16 protein-coding genes are annotated in these 20,674 nt (G+C 63.7%); 8 read left to right on the top strand and 8 right to left on the bottom strand.

Features of this window, described 5'->3' with window-relative positions; all coding sequences use genetic code 11:
* Positions 1 to 10 precede the first annotated feature (10 nt).
* The 7 genes from SB822_RS18535 to SB822_RS18565 form a co-directional block, all read right to left on the bottom strand.
* Complete coding sequence (locus SB822_RS18535) at positions 11 to 1,339, bottom strand: LLM class flavin-dependent oxidoreductase (protein WP_007748775.1); 1,329 nt, start codon at positions 1,337 to 1,339, stop codon at positions 11 to 13.
* A gap of 153 nt (positions 1,340 to 1,492) precedes the next feature.
* Positions 1,493 to 3,262 carry an FAD-binding protein gene (locus SB822_RS18540; RefSeq protein ID WP_410855348.1) on the bottom strand — a complete coding sequence of 590 codons (1,770 nt, stop codon included), beginning with the start codon at positions 3,260 to 3,262 and terminating at the stop codon, positions 1,493 to 1,495.
* A gap of 66 nt (positions 3,263 to 3,328) precedes the next feature.
* Positions 3,329 to 4,078 (bottom strand): SDR family oxidoreductase, encoded by a 750-nt coding sequence (locus tag SB822_RS18545; protein ID WP_086919247.1) that lies wholly within the window; start codon positions 4,076 to 4,078, stop codon positions 3,329 to 3,331.
* Positions 4,075 to 4,917 carry a shikimate dehydrogenase family protein gene (locus tag SB822_RS18550; RefSeq protein ID WP_114223877.1) on the bottom strand — a complete coding sequence of 281 codons (843 nt, stop codon included), beginning with the start codon at positions 4,915 to 4,917 and terminating at the stop codon, positions 4,075 to 4,077. Before SB822_RS18550 ends, SB822_RS18545 begins: the two co-directional genes overlap by 4 nt.
* On the bottom strand, positions 4,914 to 7,463 hold the full coding sequence (locus SB822_RS18555; RefSeq protein ID WP_410855349.1) for an ATP-binding cassette domain-containing protein: 2,550 nt from the start codon (positions 7,461 to 7,463) through the stop codon (positions 4,914 to 4,916). The genes SB822_RS18550 and SB822_RS18555 overlap by 4 nt, the downstream gene beginning before the upstream one ends.
* Complete coding sequence (locus SB822_RS18560) at positions 7,460 to 8,329, bottom strand: branched-chain amino acid ABC transporter permease (protein WP_007584162.1); 870 nt, start codon at positions 8,327 to 8,329, stop codon at positions 7,460 to 7,462. Before SB822_RS18560 ends, SB822_RS18555 begins: the two co-directional genes overlap by 4 nt.
* Before the next feature lie 111 nt (positions 8,330 to 8,440).
* Positions 8,441 to 9,733, bottom strand: coding sequence for an ABC transporter substrate-binding protein (locus tag SB822_RS18565; RefSeq protein ID WP_114223879.1), 1,293 nt, complete (start codon positions 9,731 to 9,733; stop codon positions 8,441 to 8,443).
* 173 nt (positions 9,734 to 9,906) lie between these two features.
* Between SB822_RS18565 and SB822_RS18570 the strand changes: the two genes are divergently transcribed.
* The gene (locus SB822_RS18570; RefSeq protein WP_410855350.1) at positions 9,907 to 10,944 is read left to right on the top strand and encodes a Gfo/Idh/MocA family protein; all 1,038 of its coding nucleotides are present in this window, start codon (positions 9,907 to 9,909) and stop codon (positions 10,942 to 10,944) included.
* A gap of 13 nt (positions 10,945 to 10,957) precedes the next feature.
* On the opposite strand, the gene SB822_RS18575 is transcribed toward SB822_RS18570, so the two are convergent.
* Positions 10,958 to 11,866, bottom strand: a complete 909-nt coding sequence (locus SB822_RS18575) for an NAD-dependent epimerase/dehydratase family protein (protein WP_410855351.1) — start codon at positions 11,864 to 11,866, stop codon at positions 10,958 to 10,960.
* A 105-nt stretch (positions 11,867 to 11,971) separates the two neighbouring features.
* Here SB822_RS18575 and SB822_RS18580 point away from each other — a divergent pair, with 105 nt between their 5' ends.
* From SB822_RS18580 to SB822_RS18610, 7 genes are all read left to right on the top strand, one after another.
* Positions 11,972 to 13,717 (top strand): FAD-dependent oxidoreductase, encoded by a 1,746-nt coding sequence (locus tag SB822_RS18580; RefSeq protein ID WP_079490915.1) that lies wholly within the window; start codon positions 11,972 to 11,974, stop codon positions 13,715 to 13,717.
* Positions 13,714 to 14,325, top strand: a complete 612-nt coding sequence (locus SB822_RS18585; RefSeq protein ID WP_007584171.1) for an NIPSNAP family protein — start codon at positions 13,714 to 13,716, stop codon at positions 14,323 to 14,325. The genes SB822_RS18580 and SB822_RS18585 overlap by 4 nt, the downstream gene beginning before the upstream one ends.
* 44 nt (positions 14,326 to 14,369) lie before the next feature.
* Entirely contained in the window at positions 14,370 to 15,206 is an 837-nt protein-coding gene (locus SB822_RS18590; RefSeq protein ID WP_410855439.1) for a sugar phosphate isomerase/epimerase family protein, read from the top strand.
* Positions 15,207 to 15,317: 111 nt separating this feature from the next.
* Positions 15,318 to 16,172 carry an IclR family transcriptional regulator gene (locus SB822_RS18595; RefSeq protein ID WP_410855352.1) on the top strand — a complete coding sequence of 285 codons (855 nt, stop codon included), beginning with the start codon at positions 15,318 to 15,320 and terminating at the stop codon, positions 16,170 to 16,172.
* 412 nt (positions 16,173 to 16,584) lie between these two features.
* Positions 16,585 to 18,210: an NAD-dependent malic enzyme gene (locus tag SB822_RS18600; RefSeq protein ID WP_410855353.1), complete on the top strand. Its 1,626-nt coding sequence runs from the start codon at positions 16,585 to 16,587 to the stop codon at positions 18,208 to 18,210.
* A 223-nt stretch (positions 18,211 to 18,433) separates the two neighbouring features.
* On the top strand, positions 18,434 to 19,060 hold the full coding sequence (locus tag SB822_RS18605; RefSeq protein WP_410855354.1) for a helix-turn-helix transcriptional regulator: 627 nt from the start codon (positions 18,434 to 18,436) through the stop codon (positions 19,058 to 19,060).
* 304 nt (positions 19,061 to 19,364) lie between these two features.
* Positions 19,365 to 20,642 (top strand): acyl-CoA dehydrogenase family protein, encoded by a 1,278-nt coding sequence (locus tag SB822_RS18610; RefSeq protein ID WP_410855355.1) that lies wholly within the window; start codon positions 19,365 to 19,367, stop codon positions 20,640 to 20,642.
* Positions 20,643 to 20,674: the final 32 nt, after the last annotated feature.

A 20,674-nucleotide genomic window follows, 5' to 3' on the forward strand; every position in this document is an offset into this window, starting at 1 on the left:
ATATGAAGCGTCAGGCCGGGAAATGCGGATTGGCGGGGCGCGCGAGCCCATAGTGCCCGCGCAGCGTGTCGGCGTCGTAGTCGCGGCGAAACAGCCCGCGTTTCTGCAGGATCGGCACGACGTGATCGACGAAGATGTCGAGTTGCGCGGGCAAGATGGGCGGCATCACATTGAAGCCGTCCGCTGCGCGGCTCTCGATCCAGTCCTCGATCGTATCGGCGACACGCTCCGGCGAGCCCGCAAGCGTGAAGTGCCCCCGCGCGCCTGCCAGCTGTCGAAGCAGATTGCGCAGCGTCGGCCGTTCGCGTGCGACGAGTTCGGTGATCGCGGCGGCGCGGCTTTGCGCAGCCTGCACCGTCGACGGGTCTGGGAAGTCGTCGCGCGAAAGCGGCTGGTCGAGTGCGAGCGTCGAGAAGTCATGTCCGCCGAAGCGGTTCGACAGGCGGCTCAGTCCCACTTCGATATCCGTGAGACCGTTGAGTTCTTCGAGCAGCGCTTGGCCTTGTGCGTCGGTCGAACCGATCGCGGCGCTCAGGCCGGGCAGGATCACCACATCTTCCGCGCGACGTCCGGCGGCGACGGCTGCCTGCTTCAGTTCGGCGTAGAAGTCGACCGCGGATTCTTTCGTCAGGTGCGCCGTGAACACGGCTTCCGCGTGCCTGGCGGCGAATGCCTTGCCCGTCGCCGACGAGCCTGCTTGCACCAGCACGGGCCAGCCTTGCGGCGAGCGGGGCAGATTGAGGGGACCGGCGACGCGGTAGAACTGGCCCTTCCAGTCGATCCGGCGCACGCGCTCACGGTCGAGGAAGCGGCCCGACTCGACGTCGTCGATGATCGCGTCATCGGCCCAGCTATCCCATAGCGCTTTCACAACCTGCACGAATTCGTCCGCGCGCGCGTAGCGCTCGCTGTGCTCGGGCGCGCGTTCGTAGCCGAAGTTGGGGCCAGCGCCACCGACCCACGAAGTCACGATGTTCCAGCCGACGCGCCCGCCGGAAATATGATCCAGCGAAGCAAACTGGCGCGCGAGATTGTAGGGCTCGGTATAAGTCGTCGAGGCTGTGGCGATCAAACCGATGCGCGAGGTCTCGCGAGCGAGTGCCGCCAATGTCGTAATCGGTTCGAGCGCGCCGCTTGCGACATAACGCGCGCCGTCGCCTAGTTCGAGTGCGTCGGCGAAGAAGATCGAATCGAAGCGGCCAGCTTCAGCGCGCTTTGCGAGATCGATGAAATAGTTGATGTCGGTGAGCGCTTTGCGCGTCGCGCCCGGATGGCGCCAACCCGCCTCATGATGCCCGCGGCCGTGTATGAACAGATTGAGATGGATGCGTCGTGACATGGGCGTGCGTGGTGGATGCGTATCGGACGATGCGCGATGACAGGCGCACTCATTCTATTGACAGCCGAAAGGCGTGCAAACGAACGAAGGCTGATATCGATATATGCGCTCGCACGTTCGGGAAACAGCCGATTCCCCGCATCCCGATACGGCTTACCTCAATTCGTTCATGCAGGCATCCACGTGCATCCGGCTATTTGAAGCGGCGTCATCCAGCTTACCCGCGATGTACTTCGCGACGCGCCATCCGAACACGATCGCTGGGCCCAACGTCGTGCCGGGTCCGGGATACGTGCCGCGAAAGATCGAAGCCAGATCGTTGCCGCACGCGAAGAGTCCAGGTATCACGTTGCCGTTCACATCGAGCAGTTCGCCGTTCGCATTTCCGCTCAGTCCTGCGCTGCACGCGAGGTCGGCTGGCCACACGGTCACGGCGTAATACGGACCTTTGCCCAACGGACGGATGCACGGATTGGGCTTCTGCGCCGCGTCGCCATTGAACCGGCTCATCGGGCTGGAACCGCGGCCGAACGCAGGGTCGTTGCCCAACGCGGCATCGCGGTTGTAGGTCTCGACGGTGCGCGCGAGACCTGTCGCATCCACATTCAACTTCGCCGCCAGCGCGGCCAGCGTGTCGCCTTTGACCAGATACCCGGCGCGCTCGAACTCCGCAATGCGCGCGCGGCTTCGCCCCGGCATCAGCAGGCCCAGACCATAGTCGCGGATAAAATCCGCATCGACGATCAGATGCGCCGGCACGCTCGGGCCGTGGCCGTCGTCGCGCAACATGCCCATCACGAAGTCGTGATAGGAGTTGGATTCGTTGACGAACCGCTCGCCCCGGCTGTTCACCGCGATGAGCCCCGGCTTCGCGCGATCGAGGATGATATGCGGCCACACGCTATCGTCGCCGCTGGGCGAACGGCGGATCGAGCAGGGCATCCAGAGCCCGGGGCTGTCGCCGCCGTTTTCGAGTCGCGCATCGACGGCGAGCGCGTTGCTGACGCCGTCGCCCGTGTGGGTGTCGGGAGACAGCGACAGCGGTTGTGCGGCAGCAGGAAACAACTGTTTGCGCAGCGCCGGATGCCGCGTGACGCCGCCCGTGGCGAGCACGACACCGCGACGCGCGCCAATGCGCCGCTGCTTGCCGTCACGCGAACCGACTACGGCGCCCGTTACTCGACCTTGCTCGCGAACCAGTTCGACGAGCGGCGTTTCGAAGCGCACTGCCACGTCGCGCTTGCGCAGGCTATAGAAGAGCCGGGCGGCGAGCGCGTTGCCCATCACGAGCTGCGTGCCGCGCGGAAAACGCATGCGGTCGATTACATAACGGCCGACCACTTCGACGGTGCGCCTGAAATGGCTGAACGATCCGAACGGACTGAGCAGCGCGCCAAGGTCGCTGCGATTGACCATCATCCCGCCCAGGCCCATGAATTCCTTGCGCGGCGGGCGCACGCGCGAGAAATCCTTGTGCAGCACGCGGGCATCGAAAGGCAAGGGCGCGAGCGCGCGGCCGCCGAATGCCGCGCCCGGTCCCGTCACATAGTCCGGGTGCGCGGCCGCCGCGACGAACTTGACGTCGCTGATGCGCTGCAATTCGTCGATGGCGAGCGGACCGCTTTGCAGGAAGGCCTCGCGTGCTTCGTCGCCGCCGCGTTCGCCGACCACCGATTGCAGAAACCGGCGCGCGTCGTCGACGCTGTCGGGCACGCCCGCATCGACGCTCAGTTGCGTGCCCGGCACCCAGGTCGTGCCGCCCGACGTCGACGTGATGCCGCCGACTGCGTCCGTCTTTTCGCACAAGAGAACGTCTAGGCCCTCATGATGCGCGATCAACGCGGCGGTCATGCCCGCCGCGCCCGCGCCGAACACGAGCACATCGACTTCTTCGTCCCAATGGATACTGCTGCCTGAGTTCATATTCACTGTCTCCTCTGATGCCTTGTCGCAGTTTTCGTACTTGCTGGGTTGTGTCCGAACAGACGTTCAATAAGTCGCGCGTCCGCCGGACAGATCGAAGGTCGCGCCCGTCGAAAACGAGCATTCACCCGATGCCAGCCACGCGGCCAGGCTCGCGACTTCGTCGGCCGTTCCGGCGCGTTGCATCGGGATCTTCGCGAGACTCGCGGCGAGCGCGTCGGGCGTCATCTGTTGCAGCAAGGGCGTGTCGATCACCGCGGGCGCGATGCAGTTCACGCGCACCGGCGTCAGCGCCAGTTCCTTACTCATCGACTTCGTGAACGCAATCACGCCGGCTTTGGCCGCCGAATACGCGGACATCGACGGGTTGCCTTCCTTGCCCGCAATCGACGCGAGATTGACGATGCGGCCGAAGCCCGCGTCGAGCATGGGTTTGACGGCGGCGCGTGAGCAAAGGAACACGCTGCGAAGATTGACGTCGATGCAGCGCTGCCATGCGTCGAGCGCGCTGTCGGCGACAGTCGAGATCGGGCCTGTCGTGCCCGCGCTGTTGATCAACACGTGCAGCGCGCCGAAGCGTTCAAGTGTCGTCTTGAGCGCAGCTGCGACGGAGGCTTCGTCCGTCACATCCGCATGCACGCCGATGACCGCGTTGTTCTCATCGGCGCTCAGCGCGTCGGCGGCTTCGCGCGCCGCACGCGCATCGAGGTCCCACAGCGCGACGCGCATGCCGTCGCGTTGCAGGCGCGCCGCAATCGCGCGGCCGATCCCGCCCGCGCCGCCCGTAACGACGGCGACTCGCTGCGCCGCGCTCATGCTTGTGCGTCGAGCAGAAATTCGACCATGCGGTCGCACACGCGCGCGAACATCTGCGTGCCCGTCACGGTCTTGCAGCCGCGCGCGCGTGCCGCTTCGATGAACGGCGTGAGCGGCGGCTTCGTGACGACGTCACCGACGAACGTGGAAGCAGGCAGGCGCGACACGTCGATGGGCAACGGATCGTCGGCGCGCATGCCCATCGGCGATGCGTTGACGATGACATCGAACGATCCGGCTTCGACATCGGCCGCCGCCACGTGCACGGCGCCGCATTGCATCGCGGCGAGCCGGGTCACGAGCGATTGGGTGCGCGCCGTATCGTTGTCGCGCACGTCGAGAGCAGCGACGCCCGCACTGACGAGCGCATGGCTGATGGCCGAGCCCGCGCCGCCTGCGCCGATCAGCAACGCGCGTTTGCCTTGCAGATCGCAGCCCGCATCCTCGAGGGCGGCCACGAAACCCGTGCCGTCGAACATACCGCCATGCCAGCCGCCATCGGCCGTGCGCCGCAGCGTGTTCACCGCGCCGAGAAACGCGGCCTCATCGGACAGACTCGAGCAGAAGCCGGCTGCGCTGAACTTGTGCGGCACCGTGATAATCACGCCGTCGACGTTGCGCATCGGCGCGACGCCAGCGAAGAATGCCGTGAGGTCGTCCGGCGCGACATGTGCGGGAACCACGAGCGCGTCGCGTCCTGCTTCGCGCAGGGCCGCCGTCACGCCTTTGGGCGAACGCACCTGCGCAATGGGATCGCCGACAATGAAATACACGCGCGTCGCGCCGCTGAGTCCCTCGTCGAGCGATACGGCGACGTTCGTTGCAGTCGTTTGAGTCATGCTGTTTTCACCTCCAGAGTAGAACGGGCATCGTCATGCACGATGCCGAGCAGTTTGGCCTGCGTCGCGCTGTCCTGAGCGAGCGCGTCAGCCGTGTTCTCATAAGCGACGCGGCCGTTGACGAGCACATACACGCGGTCGGCAATGGGCAACACCATATCGGCCTGATGTTCGACGATAACGACGCTTGCCCGCTCGCGCAGCTTGACGACGGCGTCGAGCACTTCCTGCACGACGGCAGGCGCGAGACCTTCGAACGGTTCGTCGAGCAGGATCGCTTTGGCGGGCGCCATCAACGCACGCGCGATAGCCACCATCTGCCGCTCGCCGCCCGAAAGATGTTCGGCGCGTACGTCCTTGCGGTTCGCGAGCCGCGGAAAGAGTGCGTAAATCTCGTCGACGCTCGCGCCGCCCTTGCGCGCGGCGAGCCGCAAGTTTTCGTAGACGGTCAGATTCGGAAACAGGCGGCGGCCTTCAGGGACCATCGCGAGACCGAGCCGGTTGATCTCGTGCATTGGCCGCGACGTGATGTCGTGTCCGTCGAACGTGATGGTGCCTGCGCTGATCTGCGCGACGCCCGTTGCCGCACGCAGTGCGGTCGTCTTGCCGACGCCGTTGCGTCCGAGAATCGCGATCACTTCGCCTTCGTGCAGCGTGAGATCGATGCCGTCGAGAATCGTGTTGCCCGCGTAGCCCGCCTTCACGTTTTGCAGTTGCAGAAGCGCGCGCCGACTCGCCGGTGTGTCGCGCTTGTGCGCGCGTTCGGCGAGACGCGCATCGACGGGACGCTGGCCCTTTGCGTGACCCATGTACGCCTCGATCACTTCAGGATGCGCAGCCACGTCGGCAGGCGAGCCGTCCGCGATCAGATGGCCGCGATGCAGCACGCTGACGCGATCGGAAATGGTCAGCACGCGGTCGATGTCGTGCTCGATCAACAGCACCGCGTGATGGTTCGCGAGTTCGCGCACGATGCGCGCGACGTTTGCGCGATCCGCTTCGGCAAGGCCCGCGAGCGGTTCGTCGAGCAGCAGCAGACGAGCCTGCGTCGCGAGCGACAACGCGATTTCGAGCAGACGTTGTTCCCCATGCGAGAGACTCTCGCACGATGCCGCCGCGCGCTCGACGAGACCGACGGCTGCGAGCAGCGACCAGGCGCGCGCGTTCTGCATGTCGAGCGTATGCGCGTCGCGCCACAAGCCGAGCCGTTCGCGCTGCGCGGCCTGCACGGCGACGCGCACGTTCTCGAACACGGTGAGGTTGCGGAACACGCTGAGAATCTGGAACGAGCGGCTCATGCCGAGCCGCACGCGGCGGAACATCGCCAGCCGCGTCACGTCCCTGCCGTCGAATGTGATCGTGCCCGACGATGGCGGCAGCACGCCCGTCAGCATATTGAAGAAGGTCGTCTTGCCCGCGCCATTCGGCCCGATGAAGCTGTGCAGCTGGTACGGATAGACGTCGAGGTCGATCTTGTCGGCCGTCACGAGCGAGCCGAATTGCTTCGACAGCCCGCGCACGCTGAGAATCGGCGCATCCGGATTCATGTCGATGCGGCTCGCGCGATATGGCGCGATCACTTCGGGGCGCGCGGGAATGGTGTCGCGCACGAGCGTCCAGCGCGGCCGGCGCAGCAGGCGCTGCGCAAGACCCTGAATGCCTTCGGGCGAGAAGAACGCGAACGCAATGATGATCGGCGCGAACATCAGCCACCAGTGTTCGGTGAGGCTGCTCAACTTGTCTTCGAGCAGGATGAACGCAATCGCGCCCCACAGCGGCCCGAGAAACTGGTGCACGCCGCCTAGCACCGTCATCAGCAGACTGTCGCCTGCGTGCTCCCAACTGAGGTTGTTCGCATAGGCGCCCTGCAGCATCAGGCACAGCAACCCGCCCGCGTAACCGATCACAGCGGCGGAGATCACGAACGCGTACAGCTTCAGGCGGTACGTGTCATAGCCGAGGCTCGCGGCGCGTTGCTCGTTATCGCGCAGCGCTTGCAACGCGCGCCCAAACGGCGCATGGACGAGGCGCCACAGGCCATATGCGACGGCGATCACCGTGACGCACGCGAAAACATGAAAGCTAGTGGTCATCGCGAAGGTCGGGCGCGGCACGTTCTGCAGGCCGTTCTCGCCGCCCGTCACGTCGGTCCACTTGAACGCGATTTCGAACGCGATCTGCGAGCAGGCGAGCGTGAGGAGCGAGAAGTACAGCCCGCGCCGCTTGAGCACGATCGCGCCGATCAATGCGGCCATCACCGCCGTGACGACCACGCTCGCAGCCAGCGCAACGATTTCGTTGCCGATCAGACGTTGCAGCGAGATCGCGACCAGATACGTCGACGTGCCGAAGAACACCGAGGCGCCGAACGGCACGAGGCCCGTATACGCGACAAGAAGATTCACGCCCATTCCGTAGAGCGTGTAGATGGCGATCTGCGTCGCGCGTTCGAGCGGCGTGCCGCTCGCGGTCAATGCGATCGAAACGACGATGAGGCACGTGGTCAGCAGCGCGACGGGGTGCCGGGTCAACAGTTTGACATTCATTCGAAGCGCTCCCAGCGTTCGCCGAATAGCCCGCGCGGACGCACGAGCAGAACGAGTGCCATCAGGACATACATCGCCACCGACGACCCCTCCGGAAAGAACTGCACGGCGAGAGCCGTCACCACGCCGACCAGCAGGCCCGCGACGACGGCGCCCGCAAACGAGCCCAGACCGCCGATCGTGACGATCACGAAGGCGGGCATCACGGCTGCCGTCGCCATGCTGGGCGTGACGGTCAGAAGCGGAGCGGCGAGCACGCCCGCTGCACCCGCGAGCAATGCGCCGAGACCAAACGCGCCCGTCAGCACGCGCGGCAGATTGATGCCGAGCAGGCCAACCATCTCAGGGTCGCGGCTGCCCGCGCGCAAGATGCGCCCATAGGGCGTGAACTTCATGAACCACCACAGCGCGAGCAGAATCGCGACCGTCGCGGCGAGCACGAACAGACGATACTTCGTGATGAGCAGCGGCCCGTAGACGAGAAAGCCGCTGAGCGCCGCGGGCGGACTGAACGGCAGGCCACCCGCGCCCCACACCAGGCGGATCAGCGCCGTCAGCAGCAGCGACAGGGCGAACGTCACGATCAGTCCGAGCAAGGGCTCCTTGCCGTAAAGCCGCCGGATGAAAATCACTTCGATTAGCATGCCCGCGAGCGCGACGAGGACAGGGGCGACGATCACGGCAGCCCAGCCGAACTGCGTCGACAGCGCGATCGCGAAGTACGCGCCAAGCGCGAACAGCGCGCCGTGCGCGAAGTTGACGATGCCAAGCAGCCCGCAGATGATCGACAGACCGATCGCGAGCAACACGTAGAGAAAGCCCAGCACCAACCCATTGGCGATCTGGGACAAGACCATTTCTGCCATGCCTTTACTCCAGCTGAATGCAGATAACCGCAGGAAATTGCGGAACGGATGGGGCCGCTGCATGAGATTCACGCAACGGCCCGCCGACGCCGCAGCAGAATTCGCCGCGCGCTACCGCGCGGCCATCGTGCAACCGATTTCCTGTTTCGTGCCGTAAAGGCTGTCGAGTTCGGCAGGGTTCTGCGGGACGGCCGACACCTGGTTGAGCCAGTCCCACTTGTCGGTGATGTGGTCCTTCACCTTGAAGACGGTCCAGCGGCGCAGCATCTGGTGATCCCATGGGCGGAAATAGGCAGGCCCGCTGCTGTCGCCGAACTGCACGGTCTCCAGGCTCTGCACGATGTCCGGGCCGGACGTGCTCTTCGCCTGGTTGACGCCCGCGAGCAGCGCGCGCGTCGTGAACCAGCCGATCCACGCCTTGTCGGCGGGCGGCTTGCCGTACTTCGCCGTGTACTTTTTGATGAACGCGAGTTCTTCGGGCGAATGGCCCGGCGAACTGTAGTGCCACGGCTTTCCGTAGAAGCCGGTTGCCGCATCCACGTTGATCGACCACAGATCCGAATCGCCGATGATGGGACAGGCAACGGGAATCTTGTCCTTCATGCCCATTTCCGCGTACTGCTTGAGGAAGGTCGAGAGATCGCCGCCGGGCAGGCCGAGCAGCACGACATCGGGCTTCGACTGGCGGATCTTCAGAATGAATGAGCTGAAGTCGGTGGTGTTGAGCGGCGTCACATCTGCGCCCGCGATCGTGCCGCCCGACTGCTTCAGCAACTCGGACATCGAGCGCTGGATATCCTGCCCATACGCGTAGTTCGCAACGAGGAAGTGCCACTTCTTGCCGATCGCGAGCAACGACGGCGCGAGCGCGCGGCACGTGACGGGCGTCGGACTGAGCACGCGAAATGTGTACGGGTTGCAGCTGCTGCCCGTCAGCTCGCGCGCGGCGGCGTTGGGCGCGATATAGGGTGTCTTCGTGCGGGCCGCAACGGAAGACATTGCCAGCGACGTGCCGCTATTCGTGCCGCCGATCACAGCGATGACCTTGTCCTGCTCGATCAGCTTCTGCATGTTCTGCTGCGCCGACTGGGGATTCGGCTCGTCGTACCAGACCAGATCCACGCGGCGGCCGCGCGCCTTGTTGTTCGCATCGTCGAGCGCCATCTTCACGCCGTTCGCGATCACTTCGCCCTGCTCGGTCCACACGCCTTGCTTGGCCATCAGCAGGCCCAGCTTGAGCGGCTGCTCGCCTTGCGCGCGCACGATTGCGGGCGCCGCCAGCACGGCCGCGCCGCTTGCGAGCGTCTTGCCCGCGGTGGCGAGCCACGCGCGCCGCGTCATGCCCGCGCTGTCGGGCGCGCTCTGCGCTTCGTGGTTCTTGCGTTGCTTGTGTTCGTCCTTCATGTCTCTCCGCTCCTGTCCGTATCCGTTCGCAAACTTTCGACGATCAAAACTTTTGATGAACTGTAGTTTGAATTGGAATAGTATTCAACAATTAAAGTGTATTTCATAAAATCCGGGTATTCACCTGGAAGCCCTTGAATAACCCCTGTGTTCAACCTGAGGAGAGGAAGGAAATGGCAAGGAGACGTTTGGCGGTGATCGGCGCGGGCGCAATCGGACGGATGCACGTGGAGCGGGCGCGGCTACACCCGCAGGCCGAAGTGGTCGCGATTGCGGACCCGTCGGCTGCCGCGCGCGAATTCGCGCGTCAGGAAGGGCTGCGCTGGTTTGCCGACTACACGCCGATGCTCGACGAAGTACGCCCCGAAGGCGCGATCGTCGCGACACCGAATGCGACGCATGTCGACGCGGGGCTCGCGTGCATCGCGCGCGGCATTCCCGCGCTGATCGAAAAGCCCGTTGCCGATGATGTGGAAGCGGCGCAACTGCTGAGCCGCGCAGCCAGCGACGCGAACGTGCCGCTGCTCGTGGGGCATCATCGACGGCACAATCCGATCCTGCGGCGCGCGAAGGAAATTGTCGTGTCCGGGCGGCTGGGCACGCCCGTCACCGCGAATGCGCTCGCGACGTTCTACAAGCCCGACGCCTATTTCGACGTCGAATGGCGGCGGCGCGCGGGCGGCGGCCCCGTGCTGATCAATCTGATCCACGACATCGACATCATGCGATTTCTACTCGGCGAGATCGTCGAGGTGCAGGCGCTGACGTCGAATGCGGTGCGTGGTTTCGAGGTCGAAGATACGGCTGCCGTGTTGCTGCGCTTCGCTAGCGGCGCGCTTGGCACACTCGCCGTTTCGGACTGCGCGGCCGCGCCGTGGAACTGGGACCTTGCGGCGGGCGAAGCGGCGCACTATCCGCGCCAGCAGGTGAACACGCATTTTCTGATCGGCACCGATGCGTCGCTCACGCTGCCGCAACTCGACCTGTGGGAATACCGCTCGCGCAAAGGCTGGCACGAACCGTTGACCGTCGAGCGCAGCACGCCGCATAGCGCCGATCCGTATCACGAGCAGTTGCGCCACTTCGCCGCCGTGATCGCGCGTGAGGAAGCGCCACTGTGTTCGGTCGAGGACGCCGCGCGCACGCTGGCCGCGACGCTCGCGATGCATCGGGCCGTGGCGGCGCGCGGGCCCGTCGCGTCGGCGCTTTGAGGTCGGGTTATCGTCAGTGTTGTACGGCGTGCGTGTGACGGTAGAACGCTACCGTCTGCCGCAGACCTGCTTCGAGCGAGGTCTGCGGCAGGCCCGGCAACAGGCGTTCCAGGGCGGGATCGTGCGGAAACGCAGTCGCGATGGGCAGCGCAGCGCCAGCGGCATCGATGCGCGCGCCCGGCACGATCGAGGCAATTCCGTCGATCACCGTCTGCACGGAAGCGATCTCTCCTGCGAGCGTGAACGCATGGGCGCCTTCCACGTCACGCAGCAAGGCTGCCTCGTAAGCGGCGGCGACGTCGTCGGCATACACGAAACCAGTCGAACCCGTGAACGGCATCGTGTAGCGCTCGCCGCGCGCGGCCGCCCGGCACGCGAGGCTCGGACCGGCGCTCGATCCCGTCTCGCGTCCCGCGCCATAGACGACCAGCGGGCGAAAGCCGACGCTCGCGATCCCGTGGTCGTTCCAGTACGCGCGCGCCGAGCCTTCGCAGGCGAGCTTGAATGCGCCGTAGTGCGTTTGCGGATACGGCGTCGCGCCGTCGTCGGGGCCGAACACGCCGGCGCTGCTCGCATAGAGCACGCGCTGCAGACCCGCCGCGCGTGCTGCGTCGAATACGTTCAGCGTGCCGATCAGATTGATCTGCGCGCCGCGCACCGGGTTGGCCGCGCAATCGGGCGTGAGGATGCCCGCGAGATGAATCACGGCATCGCAGCCGTCCAGCGCGCGCGCAACGTCGATGGCTTGGGCGATATCGCCCGTTCGCCATTGGACCGTGTCCGCCTGTTCCGGCGACAGCGCATGCAGCAATTGCGGCTTCGCCTGCAGATCGAACGCAACGCATTCGATGCGGTGCGCAAGCAGCCGCCGCATGATCCACGCGCCCAGAAAGCCGCTACCACCCGTTACCAGTACTCGCATGTCCCTTCTCCTCATCGTCACAAAAACTTTGCAAGATCGCAATTTGTGGAATAGTATTCCACAAAGAAAGTTAGTTCCATAGTTTCTGAAAGAGCAGAGCCGAAGATGAAGCGTGAAGCGATACTGGAATGCGATGTGCTGGTGCTGGGCTCCGGTGCGGGCGGGTTGTCGGCTGCCGTGACGGCGGCGGCGCAGGGCTTGCGCGTGATGGTTGCGGAGAAGGAAGACGTATTCGGCGGCACGACCGCGTGGTCGGGCGGCTGGATGTGGATTCCGCGCAATCCGCTGGCGACGCGCGCGGGCATCTGCGAGGACATCGACGCGCCGCGCACGTATCTGAAGAGCGAACTCGGCGCGCAGTTCGATGCGGACAAGGCGGACGCATTGCTGGAGCGCGGACCCGAAATGATCGAGTTCTTCGAGCGGCACACGGCGATGCGCTTCGTCGACGGCAATCGCGTTCCCGATTTCCACACGACACCCGGCGCGGCGACGGGCGGTCGCTCAGTGTGCGCGATGCCGTTCGACGGCAGGGAACTGGGTCCGTTGATCCACAAGCTGCGGGAGCCGCTGTCGGTGATGACGATCAAGGGCATGGCGCTGGCGTCGGGGCAGGACCTCGCGCACTTCTATCGCGCGACGCGCTCCGTGAAGTCCGCGCTTTACGTCACGCGGCGGCTGGCTGCGTTCGCGTGGCAAAAGCTGCGTCATGGACGCTCGATGCATCTCGTCAACGGTAATGCGCTGGTGGCGCGCCTGTTGAAGTCGGCGGCAGATCGCAACGTGGATCTGCGCACGCGCGCGAAGGCAATTGGTTTGTTGCGCGATGACGCGCGCGTCACGGGCGCAAGCGTCGAGATCGACGGCGTGGTGCACGAAGTGCGTGCGTCGCGCGGCGTGGTGCTCGCATGCGGCGGCTTTCCACATGATGTCGCGCGGCGCGCACACACGTTTGCCTATACGCCTTCGGGCAACGAACATTGGTCGGCGGCGCCGCGCGCGAATACGGGCGACGGCATCCGCCTGGGAGAATCGATTGGCGGGCGCTTCAACGATGCGCTCGATGCGCCGGCAGCCTGGGCGCCCGTTTCGCTCGTGCCGCAACGCGGCGGCGATGTGCCGTTTGCGCATCTGATCGAACGCGCGAAGCCGGGTGTGATTGCCGTCACGCGCGCGGGACAGCGCTTCGTCAACGAGGCATCGTCGTATCACGACTTCATGTCCGCGTTGCTGGGCACGACGCCGCGTGGTGAAGAGGTTTGTGCCTGGCTGATTTGCGATCACCGTTTTCAGCGCCGCTATGGGCTCGGTTTTTCGAAGCCTTTTCCGTTTGCGGTTTCGAGCTACGTGCGTTCGGGTTATCTGAAGCGAGGCGAGACGCTTGCTGAACTCGCCGCCGCGTGCGGCATCGATGCGCAGGGCCTGGAGAACACGGTTGCCGCCCACAACACGTATGCGAAAGACGGCTTCGATCCGCAGTTTCACAAAGGCTCGACGCCGTACAACCGCGTGCAGGGCGACCCGACGCACGAGCCGAATCCCTGTCTCGCGCCAATCGAAAACGGACCGTTCTACGCCGTCAAGTTGCTGCCGGGCAGCCTCGGCACGTTCGCGGGCCTCGCCACCGATGCGCACGCCCGCGTGCTCGATCGCCACGACTACGCGATTCCCGGCCTCTACGCGGTCGGCAACGACAGCGCGAGCATGATGGGCGGCTGCTATCCGAGCGGTGGCATCACACTCGGCCCGGCGATGACATTCGGCTATCTCGCGGGACTTTCTCTTGCCGGTGCAGCGCAGCTTTCGACGCGCACCGGCTCTTCCAGTTCACATCAAGGAACCACGCAATGACACTCTATGACACAGTCACGCTCACGGTAAAAATCGGCACGAACGCGCAGGTGTTCGAAAGCATCAAGGCGAGCGGCAATCAGCCCGGCTCGACGTTGCTCGGCTGCTGGTATTCGGACATCGGCGCGCTCGGCAAGGTGATGGTGCTGCGCGGCTTCGAGTCGGAAGCGGCGCTCGTGAACGAGCGCAAGCGTCTGCTGCTCGAAGGCAATCCGTTCGGCTGCGGCGAGTTCGTCGAGGACGTGAAGGTGGAGAGCTACGCGCTCTTTCCGTTCCTGCCGCCCATCGAACCGGCCGTGCATGGCGGCATCTACGAGATGCGCGTCTATGGCACGAAGCTCGCGAGCCTGCAGCATACGATCGACGCATGGGAAAAGGCCGTGCCCGAGCGCACGAAGCGTTCCCCGCTGATCGGCGCGATGTATTCGCTCGACGGCACCGTGCCGCGTTTTCTGAACATCTGGCCGTATGCGGGCGTCGACGAGCGCTCGCGCATTCGCGCGGAAGCGGTGAAGGACGGTATCTGGCCGCCGAAGGGCGGACCCGCGCATCTGACGACGATGGAGTCGACGATCTACGTGCCCGCGCCGTTTTCACCGCTGCGCTGAACGGTGTACGCAACGCAGGATACGAACTGGATAAAGGAGACATGATGACTCAGGCTCATGCGCGCGCGCTATCGCTGTCGGCGCTGACTGTGCTGGAACTGACGCCGCCGCAAATGGTGCAATGCGCGGTTGATGCAGGCTACGACTTTGTCGGCCTGCGTCTGCTGCCTGCGACCGATCACGAAGTGCGGCATGAAATCGTCGGCGATACGGCGCTCAAGCGCGAGACGCTCGCGGTGTTGAAGGACACGGGCATGCGCGTGCTCGATGTCGAGATTGTCCGGCTGAAGCCCGATACCGACGTGGCGTCGTACAAGCCGATGCTCGAAACAGCCGCCGAACTCGGCGCACGCTATGTGCTCGTAGCCGGCAACGACCCCGACGAAGCACGCATGGCCGACCGGCTCGGCAAGCTGTGCGACATCGCGGCGCCGCTCGGCCTCACGCCTTCGCTCGAGCCGATGCCGTGGACCGATGTGAAGAACATCGCGCAGGGCGCGCGCATTGTCGAAGCGAGCGGCAAGCGCAACACGGGCCTCATCATCGATCCGATTCACTTCGACCGTGCGGCAGATTCGCTCGATGCATTGCGCGCATTGCCGCGCGAGTACTTCGGTTATGTGCAGTTCTGCGATGCGCCCGCCGAGCGTCCCACCGATCTCGATACGTTGTTATTTCAGGCGCGTTGCGAACGGATGATTCCGGGCGAGGGCGGTCTCGATCTCGGCGGCATTTTGCGCGCGTTGCCCGAGCACTTGCCGGTGAGCGTCGAAGTACCGACGCAGCATTGGGCGAAGACGACCCGCGCTGTCGATCGCGCGCGCCGCCTGCATGAGGCGACGCGCGCGGTGATCGAGCAGGCCTACGCGACAGCGACGTGAGCGCGGGCACTGATTGTTAGCCGCCCGCAGCGAAGGACATGCGAAACTGCTTGAATTCCACTATGGAATCATGTTCTCATTTGCACGATACGGTCTAAATGAGAGTGCACTATGGCAGGCAATCTGGAGCGGGCGCTGGCAGTGCTCGAACTGTTGGCGAAGAATGGCGGCCGCATGCCGCTCGCGGCCATCGCCGACACGCTGAACATTCCGCGCAGCGGCACGCACCGTCTGCTGTCGATGCTGATCGACGAAGGTTTCGTGCGGCAGGACGAAGACCACGGCGAGTACATGCTTGCGCTGAAGCTGGTATCGCTGGGGCTGATCTATCTGTCGACGAGTGGCGTGTCCGATATTTCGCAGCCGGTGCTCGACCGGCTTGCGGAAAGCTCGGGTGAGCTGGCGCGCCTGGGCGTGGTCGAGGACGACCACATTACGTTTGTCGGCAAGGCGCAGGGCGCGAAGTCGGGGTTGCGTTACGACCCGGACATGGGCAGCCAGCCTCCGCTGCATTGCACCGCGAGCGGACAGGCGTGGCTATCGACGCTGTCGGACGAACGTGCAATCGAGCTGGTGTCGAAACAGGGCGGCCTTGGCCCGAAATCGCTCAATGCGCCGCGTGCGCCGAAGACCATTCAGCAATTCCTCAAGGATTTGAACGGCGCGCGCCAACGCGGCTATGGCGTTGCGATCGAGACGTACGAGGCGGGCATGACTTCGATTGCCGCACCCGTGCGCAATCCCGTCACCGACGAGGTGGTGGGCATCGTGAGTCTTGCAGGGCCGACGAGCCGGTTGCCGGAGTCGCGTCTGAAGGAGCTCGCGCCTTCGCTGTTGAGCGCTGCGGCGGACATGGGCGCGGCGACACTCAGTTCGCCGCTTTTCAAGCGCGCACCCGCAGAGGCGGCGCCAGCGGCGTCGACGTCCGAGGCGAAGAAGCGCGGACGGGTTGGGGCCAAGGTGTAGGCGGCTGGGGCACACGCGACAGCACGCCGATCCGTTCCCGATACATCGGCTATCCGGGCGCGAAAAAACGGTTCTCAGCGATCCCATCTGCATCGCCATAGCGAACCGGCGTGCAAAGCATCTGATGTTTGACCGGCGATTACGCAGACGAATGACTGCCGTGTACGTTCGCGGACCAAATCTCGAACCCTGTCTACACTTACGGTCAGCGAGCCCGTCTCCCGACAGATGGAGTGTCATTCGGGAGAGGGCGCCTGGCGCCGAAACTCATCGCGCCCATGCACGCCGCCGGCCGGTGCTTTTGAAACCGCCATACCTGCCGGGTGTCACCACTGCCACGTCGGTCATGACGCAAGTGGTCTGAATCGACGTCTTCGTGAAACTGTCCGCTCACGTCAGGAAGGAAACGATCATGTCCACACAGGCCTACGGCTATGACGTTCTGCACAATCCACGACTCAATCACGGCTCCGGTTTCTCGCAGGAAGAGCGTCAGAAGTACCGCCTCGAAGGATTACTGCCTCCCGGTGTGAATACGCTGGAACTGCAGATCGCACGCACGCATGCCGAACTGGCGCAACTCGACAACGATCTGCAGCGCTACCTGTTCCTGTCCGATTTGCAGGCGCGCAACGAGACACTCTTCTACGCGCTCCTGATGTCCGATCCGGCGACCTACATGCCGATCGTCTACACGCCGACCGTCGGCGAGGCCTGCCAGAAGTTCGATCACGTGTTCAGGGCCACGCGCGGTCTTTATCTCCCCATCAACGCGCGCGGCCGCGTGAAAGAACTGCTGCACAACTGGCCCGAACAGGACGTACGGTTCATCGTGGTGACGGATGGGGAACGCATTCTCGGGCTGGGCGATCTGGGTGTCGGCGGCATGGGTATTCCGATCGGCAAGCTCGCGCTGTACACCGCCTGCGCAGGCGTGCCGCCGATGCATTGCCTGCCCGTCACACTGGACGTCGGCACGAACAATGTCGCTTTGCTCGAAGATCCCCTCTATCTCGGCTTGAAACACGAGCGCGTGCGCGGCGACGACTATCATGCATTCGTCGATGAGTTCGTAGACGCGGTGCAGGACGTTTATCCGAAGTGCTGTATCCAGTGGGAAGACTTCGCCAACTTCAACGCAGTGCCCTTGCTCGCGCGCTTTCGGGACCAGGTGTGCACCTATAACGACGATATCCAGGGCACGGCCGCCGTCGCGCTGGCAGGCATCTATGCCGCGCTGCGTATCTCGAAGCAGAAGCTGACCGACCAGCGTTTTCTGTTTCTCGGCGGAGGATCGGCGGCAACGGGTATCGCCGAACTGATCAGCGAGGCGATGGTGCTGGAGGGCCTCGACATCGACTCGGCTCGCAAGCGCAACAACCTGTTCGACGTCAACGGGCTGATGGTGCAGTCGCGCACCGACCTCGCCGATTTCCAGAAAGTCTTCGCAATCGATCACGCGCCCATCGACGCTTTCGTCGATGCCGTCCGGGCGCTGAAGCCTACGGGCATCATCGGCGTCAGCACCGTGCCCAAGCTCTTCAGCCAGCCGGTGATCGAAGCGATGAGCGAACTTAACGAACGGCCGATCATCTTTCCGTACTCCAATCCGACCTCGCGCTCCGAATGCACCGCCGAGGAAGCGTACCGATGGTCGAAAGGCCAGGCCATCTTCGCGAGCGGGAGCCCGTTTGGGCCCGTTCAGATCGAAGGTCGTCATTTCGTACCGGGGCAGGGCAACAACGTCTATATTTTCCCCGCGATGGGCATGGCGGTTTTTGCCACGGAGGCCACTCGCGTGACGGAGGAAATGTTCATCGTCGCGGCTAAAGCGGTGGCCGAGCAGGTCAGCGACGAAAGCCTCGAAAAAGGCCTGATCTACCCGCCGCAAAGCCGTATCTTCGAGGCATCGACGCATGTCGCGGCCGTGGTCGCGAAGTACATCTTCGATCATGGTCTCGCGCGTGTCGAAAGGCCCGATGATCTCGTCGGACACATCAGGTCGGTGGCGTACTCGCCGGAGTATCGAGCGATTTAACGTGGCCTGAATGCGCGTCCGTCAGGGTTCTACGGCGGACGCTGTTAACCCAGCGGGTGGAAGGGACAGCCTGTTGGCCGTCTTGACATGGCTGTTGCCAAAATCTGTTCGAGCACCTTTTGACATGAATCCCGATTGGTATCGCCGTGATGAGGGGTGTATTCTTGTTTGAGGCTATGCGCCGCCCTTCATTACGCCCCCCAACGTTATGGCTACCGATCCGATGTCCGGCACCCGGCAAGGGATTCTGGACCAGCTCCTCGAACACAAGAACGGTATGACGGTCGATGAAATCATCGCGGCAGTCGGCATCAGCAGGACCGCCGTCAATCAGCATCTGATTGCGCTGGAACGCCGCAATTTCATTCAGAAGGGCTCGCCGCGAAAAACCGGGGGACGACCGGTTCAGACCTACATCCTGACTCAGGAAGGGACGAACCAGTTCCCTAAACAGTATTCGTGGTTTTCGGCCCTGCTGGTGTCCACGCTTCGCAGCGAGCTGGGTCCCGAGCGACTCGATCGCTATATGTTCGATCTGGGCATGAAGACCTCGGCAAGCCTGATCCCGCGATTGGTGGGGAAGACGCGTTCCGAGCGGATCACGGAGACAGTCGCGATCATGAACGAAGCGGGCTTTCGCGCCGCGGAAATCGATCCGGAAGGCGCGTCGAAGCTGCCGCGGGTGGAATGCACGAATTGCGTGTATCACGATCTCACGAAGGATTACCCTGAAGTTTGCCGCTTCGATATTGGGTTCCTGTCCGGTCTGATGGGAACGGAGGTCGAGCACCAGACCTGCATGCAACGCGGCAGCGATACCTGCCGGTTTCGCTTCAAGCCGTTCGCCTAGCATCTCTTCCGGTCGCAACCGGTAGTCACGTCTTTGCCGTTGATCACCACGCCTGCCTGATGGCTCGGGCTCGCACCAAATCATGCGCTCGCATGCCTGCTTTTCGCGCCGCAGACGCCCCGCCAGATGAGGTACGCGCGGACTGAAAACAAATTTGTAACAGTCCCGGCTTTCGACACTTTTGACAATTGATGACGTCAAAAGCCCTGCCTATGCTGATGTCACCGACCCACTCCGAGTCGCGCAGCAACCCATTGTTGCCTGCGGTTCTTCAAGGAGGCGCCAGATGACAATTGATTTCACGATGTCGGCCCATCAGAAAGCGGTGCAGATGAAGGCACGCAAATTTTCTGAATCTGTTCTAGCGTCAATGATTCCCGACGCCGACCGGGAACTCGATCTGATCAGCGCATTTGTCAGGCGCAAGCCTGCGTACATCGAAGCGTATCGTCAGGGTATTGCCACTGCGATGCTGCCTTCGGCATACGGCGGCGCGGGCCTGTCCTGTCTGGACTTCACGATCGCTACCGAGGAGATCTCCGCAATCGATCCGGGCTTTGCCTGCACGGTGCTGTGTAACGGACTCGGATTGATGCCGATTGTCTGGTATGGAGACGAAGCGCAAAAGCGTCGATTTGTAGGCGCCGCCACCTCGGATTCCGACGAGCAATATCTCGCCGCGTGGACGGCGGCCGAACCGCCTGCCGCGACGCGTGCTGCAACAAGCTTCGACAACCCACTGACGGCCGCCGGCATCGGACTGACGGCGACGCTTCGCGGCGATCACTATGTCCTGAATGGCCGGAAAAAGTGGTCATCGGCTGCGGGATGGGATGGCCGGGGGTCGAACTCACAGATCGTCATCGCCCGCACGGGCGGGGAGATTGGCTGCATGAGAGGGCTGTCGGCAATCGTCGTGGAGCGCGGCACGGCCGGCGTGAGCTGCGGTTTCCCGGCGCACAAGGCTTATCGAACCTCAACGGACGCGCTCATTGAATTCGACAACGCAGCCGTACCCGCCGAAAACCTGCTTCGCGGGACTGAAAGCAGGGGCGATCTGGTCGTCAACCGGAATTTCGCGTGGTTCGGTCCTGTGGCAGCGATTGCGGCGGCCGGCGTTGCACGCTCAGCCTATGAAGTGGCGCTGCGATTTTCGAAGCGATATTCGGGCCGATCACTTCCACCTATCAGGCAATTCGAGCATGTGGGCTATGTGCTGGGTGAGGTCGCAGCGAAGATTGAATCTGCCCGCTATTTCGCGTGGCGTGCCGCGGACTACCTGGACAAGCACGATCATCACGCGGAAATTTTCGGTGCGATGTGCAAGATCAATGTTACGGAAACGATGTTCGATTGCGTATTCAAATGCATGCAGATCGTCGGCGTGCATAACGTCGACAACCGATACAGCTTTAATCGAAATCTCCACGATGCCGCGTTATTGCCGATCTTCGATGGCGGCAACATGGCTATGCAGCGGAGCCGGGTGAAAGGTGTCCTCGCGGATGAAAGCTTCAACCCGCGCGCGGCCATGGACGATGAGTCCATCTATTTTCAGAGGCCCATGGCAGCAACCGGCTAGGTCGCACGTGCACTTGTTGCGCACACACGGGA

Origin of the sequence: Paraburkholderia sp. SIMBA_054 (assembly GCF_046534875.1) — a bacterium.
GTDB classification, from domain to species: Bacteria; Pseudomonadota; Gammaproteobacteria; order Burkholderiales; family Burkholderiaceae; genus Paraburkholderia; species Paraburkholderia hospita.